The organism is Kitasatospora aureofaciens (assembly GCF_019192735.1).
Taxonomy (GTDB): Bacteria; Actinomycetota; Actinomycetes; order Streptomycetales; family Streptomycetaceae; genus Kitasatospora; species Kitasatospora aureofaciens_A.
In genome coordinates, this window is record NZ_JAHTKP010000037.1 from 1 (window position 1) to 15,746 (window position 15,746).

At 72.9% G+C, this 15,746-nt stretch carries 15 protein-coding genes, 1 tRNA gene and 1 pseudogene; 12 read left to right on the top strand and 5 right to left on the bottom strand.

Annotated elements, in window-relative coordinates; translation table 11 throughout:
• From KV557_RS28095 to KV557_RS44955, 3 genes and pseudogenes are all read left to right on the top strand, one after another.
• On the top strand, positions 1–123 hold a 123-nt coding region (locus tag KV557_RS28095), incomplete at its 5' end, for an acyl-CoA dehydrogenase family protein (RefSeq protein WP_256178065.1).
• A gap of 103 nt (positions 124–226) precedes the next feature.
• Entirely contained in the window at positions 227–907 is a 681-nt protein-coding gene (locus tag KV557_RS28100) for a TetR family transcriptional regulator (protein ID WP_218204376.1), read from the top strand.
• A gap of 132 nt (positions 908–1,039) precedes the next feature.
• A pseudogene (locus KV557_RS44955) lies at positions 1,040–1,183 on the top strand (DUF6879 family protein); the annotation flags it as partial.
• A gap of 169 nt (positions 1,184–1,352) precedes the next feature.
• Here KV557_RS44955 and KV557_RS28105 read toward each other — a convergent pair.
• Positions 1,353–1,440, bottom strand: a tRNA-Leu gene (locus KV557_RS28105).
• A gap of 291 nt (positions 1,441–1,731) precedes the next feature.
• Here KV557_RS28105 and KV557_RS28110 point away from each other — a divergent pair.
• The 3 genes from KV557_RS28110 (at position 1,732) to KV557_RS44185 (ending at position 4,799) form a co-directional block, all read left to right on the top strand.
• Positions 1,732–3,063, top strand: a complete 1,332-nt coding sequence (locus KV557_RS28110; RefSeq protein WP_218204318.1) for a M20/M25/M40 family metallo-hydrolase — start codon at positions 1,732–1,734, stop codon at positions 3,061–3,063.
• Positions 3,064–3,365: 302 nt separating this feature from the next.
• Positions 3,366–3,608, top strand: a complete 243-nt coding sequence (locus KV557_RS28115) for a chaplin (RefSeq protein WP_374106681.1) — start codon at positions 3,366–3,368, stop codon at positions 3,606–3,608.
• 339 nt (positions 3,609–3,947) lie between these two features.
• The gene (locus tag KV557_RS44185) at positions 3,948–4,799 is read left to right on the top strand and encodes a chaplin (protein WP_308130108.1); all 852 of its coding nucleotides are present in this window, start codon (positions 3,948–3,950) and stop codon (positions 4,797–4,799) included.
• 114 nt (positions 4,800–4,913) lie between these two features.
• Here the strand turns inward: KV557_RS44185 and KV557_RS28125 are convergent, their stop codons facing one another.
• A complete protein-coding gene (locus tag KV557_RS28125; protein WP_218204389.1) occupies positions 4,914–5,123 on the bottom strand; it encodes a DUF5703 family protein in 210 nt (69 codons plus the stop codon).
• Between the two features lie 352 nt (positions 5,124–5,475).
• Here KV557_RS28125 and KV557_RS28130 point away from each other — a divergent pair, with 352 nt between their 5' ends.
• A complete protein-coding gene (locus KV557_RS28130) occupies positions 5,476–6,081 on the top strand; it encodes a hypothetical protein (protein WP_218204321.1) in 606 nt (201 codons plus the stop codon).
• A gap of 91 nt (positions 6,082–6,172) precedes the next feature.
• Here KV557_RS28130 and KV557_RS28135 read toward each other — a convergent pair whose 3' ends face one another.
• Both KV557_RS28135 and KV557_RS28140 read right to left on the bottom strand, forming a co-directional pair.
• Positions 6,173–8,233, bottom strand: a complete 2,061-nt coding sequence (locus KV557_RS28135) for a helix-hairpin-helix domain-containing protein (protein WP_218204322.1) — start codon at positions 8,231–8,233, stop codon at positions 6,173–6,175.
• Between the two features lie 58 nt (positions 8,234–8,291).
• Entirely contained in the window at positions 8,292–9,272 is a 981-nt protein-coding gene (locus tag KV557_RS28140; protein WP_218204323.1) for an aldo/keto reductase, read from the bottom strand.
• A 252-nt stretch (positions 9,273–9,524) separates the two neighbouring features.
• On the opposite strand from KV557_RS28140, the gene KV557_RS28145 reads away from it, so the two are divergent.
• The 5 genes from KV557_RS28145 (at position 9,525) to mshC (ending at position 14,601) form a co-directional block, all read left to right on the top strand.
• The gene (locus KV557_RS28145) at positions 9,525–10,571 is read left to right on the top strand and encodes an LLM class F420-dependent oxidoreductase (protein ID WP_218204324.1); all 1,047 of its coding nucleotides are present in this window, start codon (positions 9,525–9,527) and stop codon (positions 10,569–10,571) included.
• An 82-nt stretch (positions 10,572–10,653) separates the two neighbouring features.
• Positions 10,654–11,346, top strand: a complete 693-nt coding sequence (locus KV557_RS28150; RefSeq protein WP_218204325.1) for a histidine phosphatase family protein — start codon at positions 10,654–10,656, stop codon at positions 11,344–11,346.
• A 170-nt stretch (positions 11,347–11,516) separates the two neighbouring features.
• Positions 11,517–12,086, top strand: coding sequence for a DUF3090 domain-containing protein (locus tag KV557_RS28155; RefSeq protein ID WP_218204326.1), 570 nt, complete (start codon positions 11,517–11,519; stop codon positions 12,084–12,086).
• Positions 12,056–12,928 (top strand): SCO1664 family protein, encoded by an 873-nt coding sequence (locus KV557_RS28160; RefSeq protein ID WP_218204327.1) that lies wholly within the window; start codon positions 12,056–12,058, stop codon positions 12,926–12,928. The genes KV557_RS28155 and KV557_RS28160 overlap by 31 nt, the downstream gene beginning before the upstream one ends.
• 443 nt (positions 12,929–13,371) lie before the next feature.
• Entirely contained in the window at positions 13,372–14,601 is a 1,230-nt protein-coding gene (gene mshC, locus KV557_RS28165; protein ID WP_218204328.1) for a cysteine--1-D-myo-inosityl 2-amino-2-deoxy-alpha-D-glucopyranoside ligase, read from the top strand.
• 138 nt (positions 14,602–14,739) lie between these two features.
• Here mshC and KV557_RS28170 read toward each other — a convergent pair whose 3' ends face one another.
• A complete protein-coding gene (locus KV557_RS28170; protein WP_308130110.1) occupies positions 14,740–15,696 on the bottom strand; it encodes a PAC2 family protein in 957 nt (318 codons plus the stop codon).
• Between the last annotated feature and the right edge of the window lie 50 nt (positions 15,697–15,746).

Below are 15,746 nucleotides of genomic sequence, written 5' to 3' on the forward strand. Positions count from 1 at the left end.
GGTGGGTACGGGTACACGCGGGACTACCCGGTGGAGCGGATGATGCGGGACGCGAAGATCACGCAGATCTACGAGGGCACCAACCAGGTCCAGCGCATCGTCATGGCCCGCAACCTGCCGTAACGGCCGCAGGACCCAGGCCGTTCGAGGCCGATGCTATGTTCCGGGAATGAGCGAGAAGGAAGAGCAGGACCTGCCTATGAGCGACGGGCCCTCGAAGCCGGCGATGCGCGAGGCGCTGGTGGCCGCGGCCTTCGAGCTCTTCCTGGAGCGCGGCTTCGAACAGACCACCATCGATGACATCGTCGCCCTCGCCGGGGTCGGCCGGCGCTCCTTCTTCCGCTACTTCCCGGCCAAGGAGGACGTGGTCTTCCCCGATCACGAGCGCAGCCTCGCCGAGATGACGGAGTTCCTGGAGTCCGGCGCCGGCGACGAGGACCCGGTCAAGCACGCCTGCGACGCCGCCCGCCTGGTCCTGCGGATGTACGCCGAGCAGCCGTCCTTCTCCGTCCAGCGCTACCGGCTCACTCGCAAGGTGCCCGGCCTGCGCGCGTACGAGCTGTCGGTGGTCTGGCGGTACGAGCACACCCTCGCGCACTACCTGCGCGGCCGGTTCGCCGACCGCCCGGACGGTGCGCTGCGCGCCGACGTGATCGCCGCCGCCGTCGTCGCCGCGCACAACCACGCGCTGCGCACCTGGCTGCGTTCGGGCGGGGAGAGCGACTGGGTCGCCGAGGTGGACAGCGCGATGGCCTTCGTTGTCGGCACGTGGGGCGGCCACCCGGCCGAGGGCGCCGGTGAGGGCGAGTCCGACGAGGTGGTGGTGCTGGTGGCCAGCCGCCGGGCGCCGCTGTGGCGGATGGTCCAGGGCATCGAGAGCGCCCTGGGAGAGTCCCGCCAGGCGTAGGACGCCTACCACTACGTCCAGGCTTCCGTGGCGCGCTCCACCGCGTGCACCCGGCTATGAGCCGGACATGACGCGACTTTGCGGAATTTGGACCTCGAATGTGGATTCGTAACGGGGGCCACCGGCGAGCGCATGGAACTCGACGCCTACTGTGCGGAATTCGAAGTAATCTTCTGGAGAATCGCCGAGCACGGTTTCTCTGCGCGCCGGGTGCGCGTCGTGGAGGAGCCGATCAGTGCCTACCTCCAGTGGGAGCTCCACGCACTCCGCGTCCGCGATCAGAGCGGTGGGCTGGGCGAAGATTGTGCGGATGGCCGCAGTGATCATCTCGCAGCGGCTCTACGCAGCCCGGGTCTGTGTTGCCCGTACGATCACGCACAACGCAAAATGCGGGCCAGGATTGCTCCTGGCCCGCATTCCCTCGCCAACGCTGTTGGCGAATGGTTGGTGTCCGAGGGGGGACTTGAACCCCCACGCCCGATAAAGGGCACTAGCACCTCAAGCTAGCGCGTCTGCCATTCCGCCACCCGGACTGGGTGTTGCCTTTGCGGCTTCCGTTCTCTCGTCGGCCGCGCTGACAGATGTAACTGTAGCAAAGATCGGCTTGGGGTCCCAAAACGGCTCCGGGGCGGGCAGCGGGGGTGGTGGCGGGGGCAAGGGGCGGTGTGTGGCGGGGGCGTGACCAGGGGGTTTCGGGGGTGTGCGGGGGGTGGATCCGGGTGAGGGGCTGGGGGAGGATGGGCGGACGTGCTCGTACGGCCCGGGTGCAGGTCCTGGGGGTGGCGCGCTGGTGCGTCGGTGCGGGCCAGAGACGAGGAGTGACCGTGAGCGAGCGGAGCGAGTCGGCGGCGTCGAAGGTGACGGCTGAGTCGGAGGTCGCCGGGATCTGTCGTGATCTGATCCGGATCGACACCAGCAACTACGGGGACGGCTCCGGCCCGGGGGAGCGCAAGGCGGCCGAGTACGTGGCCGAGCAGCTCGCCGAGTTCGGGGTCGAACCGCAGATCTTCGAGTCGGCCAAGGGCCGCGCCTCGACCGTGGTCCGGATCGAGGGCGAGGACCGCTCCCGCCCCGGCCTGCTGATCCACGGCCACACCGACGTCGTGCCGGCCAACGCCGCGGACTGGACGCACGACCCGTTCGGGGGCGAGATCGCGGACGGCTGCGTATGGGGGCGCGGCGCAGTCGACATGAAGGACATGGACGCGATGGCCCTCGCCGTGGTCCGCGACCGGCTGCGCACCGGACGCAAGCCCCCGCGCGACCTGGTGCTGGCCTTCGTGGCGGACGAGGAGGCGGGCGGCACGTACGGGGCGCGGTTCCTGGTGGACAAGCACCCGGAGCTGTTCGAGGGCGTGACCGAGGGCATCGGCGAGGTCGGCGGCTTCTCCTTCACGGTCAACGACCAGGTGCGGCTCTACCTGGTGGAGACGGCGGAGAAGGGCATGCACTGGATGCGCCTGACCGTCGAGGGGCGCGCCGGGCACGGCTCGATGGAGAACGACGACAACGCGATCACCGAGCTGTGCGAGGCCGTCGCCCGGCTGGGCCGGCACCGGTTCCCGCTGCGGATCACCAAGACCGTCCGGGCCTTCCTGGACGAGCTGTCGGACGCGCTCGGGGTCGAGCTGGACCCGGAGAACATGGACGAGACGCTGCGGGTGCTCGGCGGCATCGCCAAGATGATCGGCACCACGCTGCGCAACACCGCCCAGCCGACCATGCTCGGCGCCGGCTACAAGGTGAACGTGATCCCCGGTCAGGCCACCGCGCACGTGGACGGGCGCTTCCTGCCCGGCTACGAGGAGGAGTTCCTGGCCGAGCTGGACAGCGTCCTCGGCCCGCGCGTGAAGCGCGAGAGCCTGCACTCGGACCGGGCGATCGAGACGAGCTTCGACGGTGCGCTGGTCGAGGCGATGCAGACGGCGCTGCGGGCGGAGGACCCGATCGCCCGCGCGGTGCCGTACTGCCTGTCGGGCGGGACGGACGCCAAGTCGTTCCAGGACCTCGGGATCCGGTGCTTCGGCTTCGCGCCGCTGCAGCTGCCGCCGGAGCTGGATTTCGCCGGGATGTTCCACGGGGTGGACGAGCGGGTGCCGGTGGACGGGCTGAAGTTCGGCGTGCGCGTGCTGGACCGGTTCCTCGACGCCAGCTGAGCACGCCTGCTGAGCACACCTGCCGAGCACGTTTGCTGAGCACGCCTGCCCGAGTACGTCGACGGTGCGGCCCGCTCCCGGGGTTCCGGGGACGGGCCGTTCGCATTGTCCGAGCTGATGATTTGGGACAGGGGAAAGGAGATCGACAGAAACGATTCTGCAAGGAAATGTGCGCCGAGCATCTGTGCGAGTCATCACCGTTGCGGGTGAATGGGAAATCTGTTCCGTACCCCGTTTGCCACACCCTCGTTCATCCCTGTGCAGCCCGCCGAACGGGTCGGGTTGTCCATACAGGAGGAATGATGAAGGTCAAGAAGATCGCCGCCGTTGCCGCTGCCACCGGTGGCCTGGTGCTCGCCGCCGCCGGTGTCGCGTCCGCTCACGGTGGCGCGGGTGCCGAGGGTGCGGCTGTCGGTTCCCCGGGTGTCGTCTCCGGCAACCAGGTCCAGATTCCGGTGCACATCCCCGTCAACGCCTGCGGCAACACCGTCAGCGTGATCGGCGTGCTGAACCCGGCGTTCGGCAACCACTGCGCCAACATCTGAGTCTGAGACCTCGGCCTGAGAACTCGGCCCCCGATGGCGGACAGCTCCGCCATCGGGGGCGCTTGTCTGTCCGGGCCGGTTGCGGACGGTTCCGGCCTCGCCGGGTGCGGGGGGTTCTGGCCGGGCCGGATACCGGCATCGGCCACCGTCACTCGATCGGGTGAAGCTGGTGCGTTCGGCTCAACTTCCCCCCGGCTCCCTCGTTGACCCGTGTGCACTCGAAGACCTTGCCGGATATCCGGATATACGGAAAGTCAGACTTTCTGAAGGTCGTTACGTCGTCTCGATATGTCAGGGGAATACATGAGGAATGTAGCCAAGAAGGGGATCCTCACGGCCGTGGCCACCGGCAGTGTCCTGGCCTCGACCGCCGGCTACGCCTACGCGGGCGCCGAAGCGCAGGGGGGCACCGCCGGTTCGCCGGGCGTGGCCTCGGGCAACTCGGTGCAGGTGCCGGTCGAGGTGCCGATCAACGCCTGCGGCAACACCGTCGACGTGATCGGCGTGCTCAACCCGTCCTACGGCAACCACTGCGCCAACGTCAGCGGCCACCGGGGCGCCGACAGCAGCGGTACGAGCAACAGTGGCAACGGCAGCAGCGACAACGGCAGCAGCAGCGACAACGGCGGCACCACCCGCGGCTCCTCCGCCTCCGGAACGTCCGCCAGCGGCGGCGCCGCCAACTCGCCCGGCGCGGTCTCCGGCAACAGCGTCCAGGCCCCGGTGCACGTCCCGGTCAACGCCTGCGGCAACTCCGTGGACGTCGTCGGCGTCGGCAACCCGGCGTTCGGCAACGCCTGCGGCAACGTCGCGCAGCCCGCCCCGAGCCCCAAGCCGACCGACGACTGCCCCGAGGGCCACGGCCCGACCACGCCGCCCCCCGCCCCGCCGCAGACCGGCGGCGAGACCACGCCGGGCGGCGGCCGCACCAGCGGCCCGTCCACCGGCACCACCCAGAACGGCGGCACGCCCGCCGCCTCCACCCCGGCCGCGGCGCCGGTCTCCAACGGTGGCGCTCCGAGCAACCAGGCCGTCCCGGCCGACGCCCGTACCAGTAGCCCGGCCACCGCGCCGGGCACCCAGCTGGCCTCCACGGGCGCGGGCGACGTCGAGATGCTCGGCGCCGCCGGTCTCGCGCTGCTGCTCGGTGGCGGCGTGCTCTACCGCCGCGCCCGCGCCGGCGCCCGCTGAGGCGTCGGGCCCGAAACCCGAGCGGAACCCAAGCGCCCGCGGCCTCCGGACGAACGGACGGCCGCGGGCGCCTGAAAGCTCAGCTCAGATCCACCACCGGCACGCGCCCGCCCGTCACCAGCTCCGGACCTGCCGGATGATCCGCCGCCGCAGCCGGACCGTCCGGCTTCCGTCCGGGAACAGTCGCAGCCGGTCGAGCTCCCAGTGCCCGTACTCGGCGTGCTCGGTGAGCAGTTGGCGTGCCGCGTTGCGCGAGGTGCCGCGCGGCATACGAAGGGACTGGTACTCGTACTCCGGCTGCCGGACCGGCTTCGGTGGGGTCAAAACGCTCCTCCTGAGGATCACCTGCACGCAAGCCTACGGCCTGCCTCGGACAGTGGGCCCGGGTATTTCCGGCCGTCCTCCCCGCCGCCGGAGCCGCCGGAGCACCCCCGCGGACGACCACATCACTGACAGTGCATCAGTTCTGTTGCTCCCGTGGACGGGATACCCCGAACCGGGCGCACGAAGCGGTTCCCGAACGGCCGAACCGTGCCCTCCGTACGCCTCGCACGCCGGGTTTGCGCGGGGACAGAACCACGCGGATCGGACATCAGGGGGGAAGTTGCGGTGAAATCGCGGGTGTAGGTGACAACCGCTGTGCGTACCGACACTGCGGGGAGATAGCGTCTGCACCATGTCTGATGCCGCGCAGCCCACCATTGCCGAGGTACGCGCCGCCGCCGAGGCGGTCAAGGCCGCCATCGACCGTCATCTGGAAGCGGTGTCAAGCCCCAGCGCAGCGGATGATCCCGCTGTGTCCGCCGCCTACGAGCAGCTCGCCACGGCGGCCATCGCCTACGACCAACTCCTGTACGAGGCCTACGACGAGGTCACCCCCTTCGAGGTCCCCGGGGACGAGGGCCCCGGGGGCTACCTGGGCCCCGACCAGCCCGAGGCGATCAGCGTGCTGATCCGCCGCGACTACCACATCGTCGACCCCAAGCGGCTGCGCGCCCAGGCCGAGCGGCTGGACGAGTCGCTGACCCCGGGCGGGGCCGGCGCGGGCGGGGTGAACGCCGCGATCGGGGTGCTGTTCGGCGAGTACGAGCCGGACGAGATCGCCGCCCGCAGCGAGGAGTTCGGCCTGGAGGAGGGCGACTCGACGCTCTGGGTCGCGGCGGCCGAGCCGACCGAGCCGGGGGAGTGGCTGCCGGAGCCCTTCGAGCACGCCGACCCGCAGCTGCTGATCTGCCGGTTCGACGTGAGCGAGGTCTACGACGACGAGGACCTCGACGACTGAGCCGTCCGTAGCCCCGGCACACGGCGGGCGGCCCCCACCCGGAGTGGGGGCCGCCCGCCGAGCCGTGTCCGGAGCCCTTGGACAGGAGCCCTCAGTACGCCGCGGCCGCGTTCTCCGCGAGGATCGCCCGCAGGCGGGTGGTGCGCGGCTGCGCCGGGCGCTCGGCGACGGCCTGGGCGAGCGCCGGGCCCGCCGCGTGCACCACGGACAGGTGCCGCTCGCCGCGGCCGAACGCGGTGTAGACCCACTGCCGGCTGAGCGCCGGGCCGGCGTCCTCCGGCAGCACGACCACCGCGCCGGGCCAGCGCCGGCCGAGTGCCTGGTGGACGGTCAGCGCCCAGCCGTGCCGCAGCCGGGCCGCCTCGGCGGGCGGGACGGTCCGGCGCGAGCCGTCCGCGTACTCCAGGTGCAGGCCGGTGGCGTCGCCGTCGAGCACCCGGGCCGGGCGGGAGATGCCGGGGGCGGGGGAGTCGACCACCCGGTCGCCCGGGTCGAAGCCGCCGAACCGGCCGGGGCCCGGGTTGAGCCGGGCCTTGGCAGCGGCGTTGAGCGAGCGGGTACCGGCCGGGCCGCCGTGGCCGGGGGTGAGCAGCACGACCTGCTCGGCGGGGATGCCGAGGGCGCGCGGGATGGAGTCGGTGAGCAACTGGATGGCGCGGTGGACGGCCTCGGCGCTGTCCTTGGCGGTCAGGATGACCACCTCCTTGTCCGGTGCCTCGACCGGCTGGAGCTCGCCGATGCCGACACCGGAGACCAGCTCGCCGATCGGGCCGAAGTCCGGGGTGCGGGAGGCGACCGCCGGGCAGACCTTCGTGGCCAGCAGGTCGGCGAAGAACCGGCCGGGGCCGGCCGACCAGAGCTGGCCCGGGTCGCCGCTGAGCACCAGCCGGGTGCCGTCGGCGAGCGACTCCAGGACGGTGGCGGCCAGTTCGACGTCCAGCAGCGGTGCGTCGAGGACGACCAGGAGGTCCAGCGCGAGCGTGCCGTCGGACGAGCGGCCGGGGCCGGCGGTGCCTGCAAGCAGCTCGGCGAGCGTGACCACGGGGGCCTCGGACCAGGTGAGGGCGGTGAGCGAGGCCCGGCCCTGGTCGGTCCAGGTGGCGGCCCAGACGCGCAGCCCGAGGGCAGAGGCGGCGGCGAGCAGGGCGGCCGGCTCGGCGCGGGCGGCCTCGCCGCCGGTGTGCAGGACCAGGGCGCTGTCGGCGACGGCCCGGATCAGCGCGGTGGCGGAGGACGACGGCGCGGCCTCGGCGGCGGACGCCCAGGCGGCCGGGCCGGGGGCGGCGGGGGTCTCCGGAGCAGCGTCCCCCGTACCCTCCTCAGCCGCCTCGGCCTCGGGCGCTTCGGCCTCGGAAGCCTCGTCCTCGGCGGCCTCGTCCGGCTCCGAATCCTCCCCGGGTTCCGCATCCTCCCCCGGCACGAAGGTGGACATCAGCCGGACCAGCCCGTCCGCGAGGCTCTCCTCCGCGAGCGCCAGCCGCTCCAGCGCGAGCAGCGTCCGGGTCGGCGGCTCGTCGTTCTCGTCGCCGCCCGCCGTGTGCGCCTCGGCGCCGGTCAGCTCCTCCTGGAAGGGCATCGCCCGCCCGTCCAGCACGGCCGCCTGGATCGCCGCGGCGGAGTCGGGCAGCCCGAGCCGGTCGAGGCCGGCCGCGACCTCGCCGATCTCGACGGCGGAGTGCCCGCGCAGCGCCGACTGCTCCAGCAGCCACGGCACCAGCGCCTGGGCGCGGCGCGGGTCGCCGGGGCCGGCGGCGGGGCCGAGCAGGCCGCGGGCGAAGCCGTCCGCGTGCTCGGGCCGGACGCCGGGCAGCGCCAGCACCGCCCACGGGTCGGCGCGCAGCTGCTCGGCTGCGCCGTCGCCGAACTCGGCCACGGCGGCGGCCGCGAGCTCGGCCGGGGCGCCGCCGGCGGTCAGTACCTCGGCTGTGTCGCGCAGGGCCTGCGCCCGCTGCTCGTCGGTCTCGGCGCGCGTCGGCGACGGGGCCGCGGCGGCAGCAGCCGGGCCGGAGTCCGCGGCGGGTGTCGAGGCCTGCGGCCCGACGCTGCGGATCTTCTGCGCCAGCTCGGCGATGGCCGCGGCCTTGTCCGCCGCGGTCTCGTCCGGAGCGCCGTTCGTGGTCTCCTCCGGAGCGCCGTTCTCCGTGTCACTCATCGTCCGCTCCAAAGCCAACTCCACTGCGCGTTCTGCTCGACTGACGGGACAAGCGGGCCTACAGCTCGCTCCACCCCTGGTCCGGGTAGCGGTGCACCGGGGACGAGATGTCGTCCAGCGCACTGCGGATCTCACCCGGAAGCGTAAGGGCCTCCACCGACAGCGCCGCCTGCAGCTGCGCCACCGTCCGCGCCCCGACCAGCGCGCTCGCCACCCCGGGCCGGTCCCGCACCCACGCGAGGGCGACCGCGAGCGGGCTGCTGGCGAGCCCGTCCGCGGCGGTGGCGACGGCGTCGACGATCCGCCGCGAGCGCTCCCCGAGGTACGGCTGGACGAAGCCGGACAGGTACGGCGAGGCGCCGCGGGAGTCCTGCGGGACGCCGTGCCGGTACTTGCCGGTGAGCACGCCGCGCCCGAGTGGGGAGGAGGCGAGCAGCCCGACCCCGGCGTCCAGGGCCGCGGGCAGCGCCTCGCGCTCGATGCCGCGCTGGAGCAGCGAGTACTCAAGCTGCGCCCCGGCGAGCGGCACCCGGCCGTGGTGGGCGTGCTGCCAGGTGGCGGCCTTGGCGAGCTGCCAGCCGCTGAAGTCGCAGACGCCGACGTACCGGGCGCGCCCGGAGGTGACGGCGATGTCGAGGGCGCTGAGCGTCTCCTCGACGGGTGTGGCCGGGTCGAAGGAGTGCACCTGCCACAGGTCGACGTAGTCGGTGCCGAGCCGGCGCAGCGAGGCGTCGAGGGCGGCGAGCAGGTGGCCGCGCGAGCCGTCGAAGCGGCGGGTGGACTCCGGGACGCTGCCGGCCTTGGTGGCGATGACCAGGTCGGAGCGCGGGATCAGGCTGTCGGTGAGGCGGGAGAGCAGGTACTCGGCGCCGCCGTCGGCGTACACGTCGGCGGTGTCGACCAGGTTGCCGCCGGCGTCGACGAACTCCTTGAGCTGCTCGGCGGCCTCGTGCTCGTCGGTGTCGCGGCCCCAGGTCATGGTGCCGAGGCCGAGCCGGGAGACCTGCAGGCCGGTGCGGCCGAGGTGACGCTGTTCCATCGGACGGACCCTCCACTGGCCGGTGGCCCCGGGTGCCCCGGCAGCCCTGTAAACGCGCAGGTGGGGAGAGGAATCCCCACGTCGGCTGAGCGTAGCGGCCGGTGCACGGGCAGGTGTGCAGACCCGCAGAACGATCACCGGGGCGGGAGCCGTGCCCGGTGTGACCCAGCCCACGACTACCGGTCAGTAGCATCACGGCCGGACGCCCGGCTACCCTCACCACCAGGCCCACCCGACTGGAAGGTTCGGCACATGCGACTCGGCATCAACCTCGGCTACTGGGGACTCGGCATGGATGCCGACAACATCGCCGTGGCCCAGGAGGCGGACCGGCTGGGCTACTCGGTCTGCTGGGCCGCCGAGGCCTACGGCTCGGACGCGGCGACCGTGCTCAGCTTCGTCGCCGCGAAGACCGAGCGGATCGACGTCGGCTCGGCCATCTTCCAGATCCCGGCCCGCACCCCGGCCATGACCGCGATGACCGCCGCGACCCTGGACACCCTCTCCGGCGGCCGGTTCCGGCTCGGCCTCGGCGTCTCAGGACCGCAGGTCTCCGAGGGCTGGTACGGCGTGAAGTTCGACAAGCCGCTCGCCCGCACCCGCGAGTACGTGGAGATCATCCGCAAGGCGATGTCTCGCGAGCGCCTGGTCCACGAGGGCGCGCACTGGACGCTGCCGCTGCCCGGCGGCCCCGGCAAGCCGATCAAGCTCACCGTGCACCCGGTGCGCGAGCACATCCCGCTGTACATCGCCGCGATCGGGCCGAAGAACCTGGAGCAGACCGGTGAGACTGCCGACGGCTGGCTCGGCATCTTCTTCTCGCCCGAGCACGCCGCGCTCTCCCTCGACCCGCTGAAGGCCGGACGCGCCAAGAACGGGCAGACGCTGGACGGCTTCGACCTCTGCCCGACCGTGCACATCGCGGTCGGCGAGGACATCAAGGCAGGCGTCGACTCGCTGCGCTCCTACGCCGCGCTGTACATCGGTGGCATGGGCAGCAAGGAGAAGAACTTCTACAACCAGCTCGCCCGGCGGATGGGCTACGAGCAGGCCGCCGACGAGATCCAGGAGAAGTACCTGGCCAAGGACTACGCGGGCGCCGCCGCGGCCGTCCCGCACGACCTGATCGACGCCACCGCGCTGATCGGCGACACCGCCCGGATCGCCGACCGGATGCAGGCCTACGCCGACGCGGGCGTCACCACGCTCACCCTGGCCTCGGGCGGCTTCACCCTGGACGAGCGGATCCAGGCGCTGCGCACCGGCGTCGAGGCGCTGGAGCGCGCCGGGCTGGCGTAGCGGAAGCCACCGGCACGACAGCCAGTCGTGCGCCCCACACTCGCGCCCCACGCCCCCGTCCGGAGGCCGTAGGCTAAGCCCCATGCCGACCCTGCTGCTCGTCCGCCACGGCCGCTCGACCGCGAACACCGCCGGAATCCTGGCCGGTTGGACGCCCGGGGTGGACCTCGACGACACCGGGCGCGCGCAGGCCGCCGCGCTGGCCGGCCGGCTCGCGGGCATCCCGCTGGCCCAGGCCGTCAGCAGCCCGCTGGAGCGCTGTCGGCAGACCCTGGAGCCGCTGCTCGCCGCCCGGCCCGAACTCGCCCCGCCCGCCGAGGACGAGCGGCTCGGCGAGTGCCACTACGGCGAGTGGACCGGTCGTCCGCTGGCCGAGCTGGCCAAGGAGCCGCTGTGGCGCACCGTCCAGGACCACGCCGCCGCCGCGGCGTTCCCCGGCGGCGAGTCGCTGCGCGAGCTGAGCCACCGCACGGTGAGCGCGGTGCGCGAGTGGAACGAGAAGATCGCCGCCGAGCACGGCGAGGACGCGGTCTGGCTCGCCTGCTCGCACGGGGACGTGATCAAGGCGGTCGTCGCCGACGCGCTCGGCCTGCACCTGGACCACTTCCAGCGGATCAGCGTCGAGCCGTGCTCGGTCACCGCGATCCGCTACACCCCGCAGCGGCCCTTCGTGCTGCGCATGGGCGACACCGGCGACCTCCGCTCGCTGGCGCCGAAATCCGGCGCCGCGCCGGCCGGCCCGGCCGGTGACGCGGTGGTCGGCGGCACCGCCTGAGTCGTCGGGTGGCAGCCCGCCCGGCCTCCGGCTCGGCTCCCCGGCCGGGGCCCGGAGGTCGTAGGGTGACTAACGAGCCCCGCCGCGGGCCAGCCCCAACGTCCCTTGTGACCCCCAGAGCGATCCCCGACAGCGGATCCTCAACGAGCGACACGATCCGGAGCGAGAGCGTGCCCCGTCAGGTCTTCTTCTACGACCAGCCCGAACGGTTCGTGGCCGGTACCGTCGGCCAGCCCGGCGCCCGGGCGTTCTACCTGCAGGCCAGCGCCCGGGGCCGGATCACCAGCGTGCTGCTGGAGAAGACCCAGGTCGCCGCACTCGCCGAGCGGATCGAGGAGGTCCTGGACGAGGCGCTGCGGCGCAGCGGAGGCGACCCCTCCATCCCGGCCACCGCCCCGCAGGATCTGCTCGACACCGCCCCGCTCGACCTGCCGCTGGAACAGGAGTTCCGGGTCGGCACCATGGCCCTTGCCTGGGACAGCGTGGACGCCTGCCTGGTGGTCGAGGCGCAGGCGCTGATCGAGGACGAGGACGAGGAGGAGGCCGCCGAGGCGGTCTTCGAGGACGACGACAACGGCCCGGACATGCTCCGGGTGCGGCTGTCCGGCGCGATGGCCCGGGTGTTCGCCAAGCGGGCGCTGGACCTGGTCGCGGCCGGCCGCAAGCCCTGCCCGTTCTGCAACCTGCCGCTCGACCCGGAGGGCCACCTGTGCCCGCGCGCGAACGGCTACCGGCGCTGAACACCGAGACCCCGCCCCAGGCGGACCCGGCCGCCGCCGCGGCCCTCGCCGCCGACGTGCCCACCGCCCTGGCGCTGCTGCGCGAGGGCGAACTGACGGTGCACGGCCGCCTCACCGAGGCCTCCAACGCCGCGCTCTACTGCACCGTCGCGCTCGGCTCGCTGAGCGCGCAGGCCGTCTACAAGCCGGTGGCCGGCGAACGCCCGCTCTGGGACTTCCCGGACGGCACGCTCGCCGGCCGTGAGGTCGCCGCGTACGAGCTGTCCGCCGCCACCGGCTGGGCGCTGGTCCCGCCGACCGTGCTGCGCGACGGACCGCACGGGCCCGGCATGGTGCAGCTGTGGGTCGAGCCCGACCCGGAGGCCGAGCCGCTGCTCGCCCTCCAGGACCCGCGCGGCCCCGAGGCCGGCTGGCTGCCGATCATCCAGGCCGAGGTCGGCGGCGGGCGCACCGCGCTGCTGGTGCACCACGACGACACCCGGCTGCGCCGGCTGGCCGTGCTGGACGCGGTTCTCAACAACGCCGACCGCAAGGGCGGCCACCTGATTCCGGCCACCGACGGCCGGGTCTACGGCATCGACCACGGCGTCACCTTCAACACCGAGGGCAAGCTGCGCACCCTGCTCTGGGGCTGGGCCGGGGATCCGCTGTCGGCCGAGGCGCTGGAGATGCTGGCCCGCCTGGCGGAGGAACTGGACGGCACGCTCGGCGAGCGGCTGGCCCCGCACCTGACGGCCGCCGAACTCGACGCGACCCGCGCCCGGGTGGCCGAGCTGCGAGGCACCGGCCGGCACCCGCTGCCGTCCGAGGACTGGCCCTCGATCCCCTGGCCGCCCGTCTAGCGTCGAGCGGATGGTCTGGACGGACGAACTCACGGGCCGGGTCGTCCTGTTCAACGAGGACTTCCTGCTCGGCCACCCGCCGGACCTGGCCGCCCTGCGTGCCCTGTCCGCCCGCCCCGGGCTGGATCTCGGCCAACAGGCCTCTGCCATCGGCGCGTTGCTCGCCGACACGGAGCACTGCATCGGACCTGCCGTCCGGCTACCAGGGCGTGCTGCGCGCCTGCCTGCACGCCCTGATCGTCCGCGCGCTGCGAGCCTGCACCCCCGGCGACCGCGGTTCGGCACCCGGCCGCTCCGCCGCGCGCTCGGGCGAAAACCGTCAAGACCCGCACCACAACGGTCCGGAAGCGCTCAAGCCACGACAGGAAGCGAATCCAGTCGATCTTGTGCATTCTCGTGCATTGGTTAGGCTTTCAAATGTTCTCAAGGTTAAAGTCGTTCCCATGCATGCCTGGCCCGCCTCCGAGGTTCCCGCCCTGCCTGGTCAGGGGCTCCCCCTCCGTATCTTCGACACTGCAGCGCGCAGGGTCCGCGAGGTCGTGCCGCAGGACGGCACCGCCCGGATCTACGTCTGCGGCATCACCCCCTACGACGCGACCCACATGGGCCACGCCGCCACCTACAACGCCTTCGACCTGGTGCAGCGGGTGTGGAAGGACGCCGGCCACGACGTCCTGTACATCCAGAACGTCACCGACGTGGACGACCCGCTGCTGGAGCGCGCCGTCGCCACCGGCCAGGACTGGACGGCCCTCGCCGAGCGCGAGACGGCCCTGTTCCGCGAGGACATGACCGCCCTGCGGCTGCTCCCGCCGGCCCACTACATCGGCGCCGTCGAGTCGATCCCGTGGATCGTCCCGATCGTCCAGAAGCTGCTGGCCAGCGGCGCCGCCTACGAGGTGGACGGCGACATCTACTTCTCCGTCGATGCCGACCCGCACTTCGGCGAGGTCTCCGGCCTGACCCGCGAGGCCATGCGCCCGGTCTTCGCCGAGCGCGGCGGCGACCCGGACCGCCCCGGCAAGCGCAACCCGCTGGACGCCCTGCTCTGGCTCTCCGCCCGCCCGGGCGAGCCCGCCTGGGACACCGAACTCGGCCACGGCCGCCCCGGCTGGCACATCGAGTGCGTCGCCATCGCGCTGCAGTACCTCGGCATGTCCTTCGACATCCAGGGCGGCGGCAGCGACCTCTCCTTCCCGCACCACGAGATGGGCGCCTCGCACGCCCAGGTCGCCACCGGCGCCCACCCGTACGCCAAGGCGTACGTGCACGCCGGCATGGTCGCTCTGGACGGCCAGAAGATGTCCAAGTCCCGCGGCAACCTGGTCTTCGTCTCGGCGCTGCGGCGCGAGGGCGTCGATCCGGCGGCGATCCGCCTGGCGCTGCTCTCGCACCACTACCGCGAGAACTGGGAGTGGACCAAGGCCACCCTGGACGAGGCCGTCGAGCGCCTCGCCCGCTGGCGGGCCGCGGTCTCCCGGCCGGACGGCCCGGCCGCCGAGGCGGTGCTCGCCGAGGTCCGCGCGGCGCTCGCGAACGACCTGGACGCGCCCGCCGCGCTGGCCGCCGTCGACCGCTGGGCGGCCCAGCAGGAGACCGAGGGCGGCACGGACATCGGCGCCCCCGGCCTGGTCAGCCGCACGGTGGACGCCCTGCTCGGCGTCGCGCTCTGAAAGTCACACTCTGACGGTCGCGCGCTGAGACCGCGCCCGGAAAGCCGCGCCTTGAGAACCGCGCCCTGAGAACCGCGCTCTGAAACGCCGAAGGGGCGTCAGGACAATGGTCCTGACGCCCCTTCGGCGTTCCCAGTGCTACTCCTCCTCGCCGGAGCCCTCCTGGCTCTCCCGGGCGCCGCCCGGCGCCTCCGGCTCGGCGGGCCGCTCCGCCGTGGCGTGCCCGGCCACCGGCTTCTCACCGGTCGGCCCGACGTTCTCCCGGCGGCGCAGATAGCGCTCGAACTCGCGGGCGATCGCGTCGCCGGAGGCTTCCGGCAGCTCCGCGGTGTCCTGCGCCTCCTCCAGCTGCTGGACGTACTCGGCCACCTCGCTGTCCTCGGCGGCCAGCTGATCCACGCCCAGCTGCCAGGCCCGGGCGTCCTCGCCGAGCTCGCCCGGCGGGATCCGCAGGTCCAGCAGGTCCTCCAGCTTGTTGATCAGCGCCAGCGTCGCCTTGGGGTTCGGCGGTTGCGCGACGTAGTGCGGCACCGCCGCCCAGAGCGTCACGGCCGGCACCCCGGCGTGCGTGCAGGCCTCCTGGAGCACCCCGACGATCCCGGTCGGGCCCTCGTACCGGCTCTCCTCCAGGTCCAGCCGGCGGGCCAGCTCGGGGTCGGAGGTGACCCCGCTGACCGGTACCGGGCGGCTGTGCGGGGTGTCGCCGAGCAGCGCGCCCAGGATCACCACCAGCTCGACGCCCAGCTCGTGCGCGAAGCCGAGCAGCTCGTTGCAGAACGAGCGCCAGCGCATGCTCGGCTCGATTCCGCGGACCAGGACGACGTCCCGGGTCGTGGGCTCGGTCACCCGGATCACCGAGAGTCTGGTGGTCGGCCAGGTGATCCGGCGGATCCCGCCGTCCAGCCAGACGGTGGGACGGTTGACCTGGAAGTCGTAGTAGTCCTCCGCGTCCAGGGCGGCGAACACCTTGCCGCCCCAGGTCTCGTCCAGATGCGCCAGAGCCGCGGAGGCGGCGTCGCCCGCGTCGTTCCAGCCTTCGAAGGCGCAGACCATCACCGGGTCGATCAACTCGGGGACATCTTCCAGCTCGATCACCCGGCGTCTCCCTCCGAACCTCTCGTCGCCCATGGAACCGCTCGCCCCAT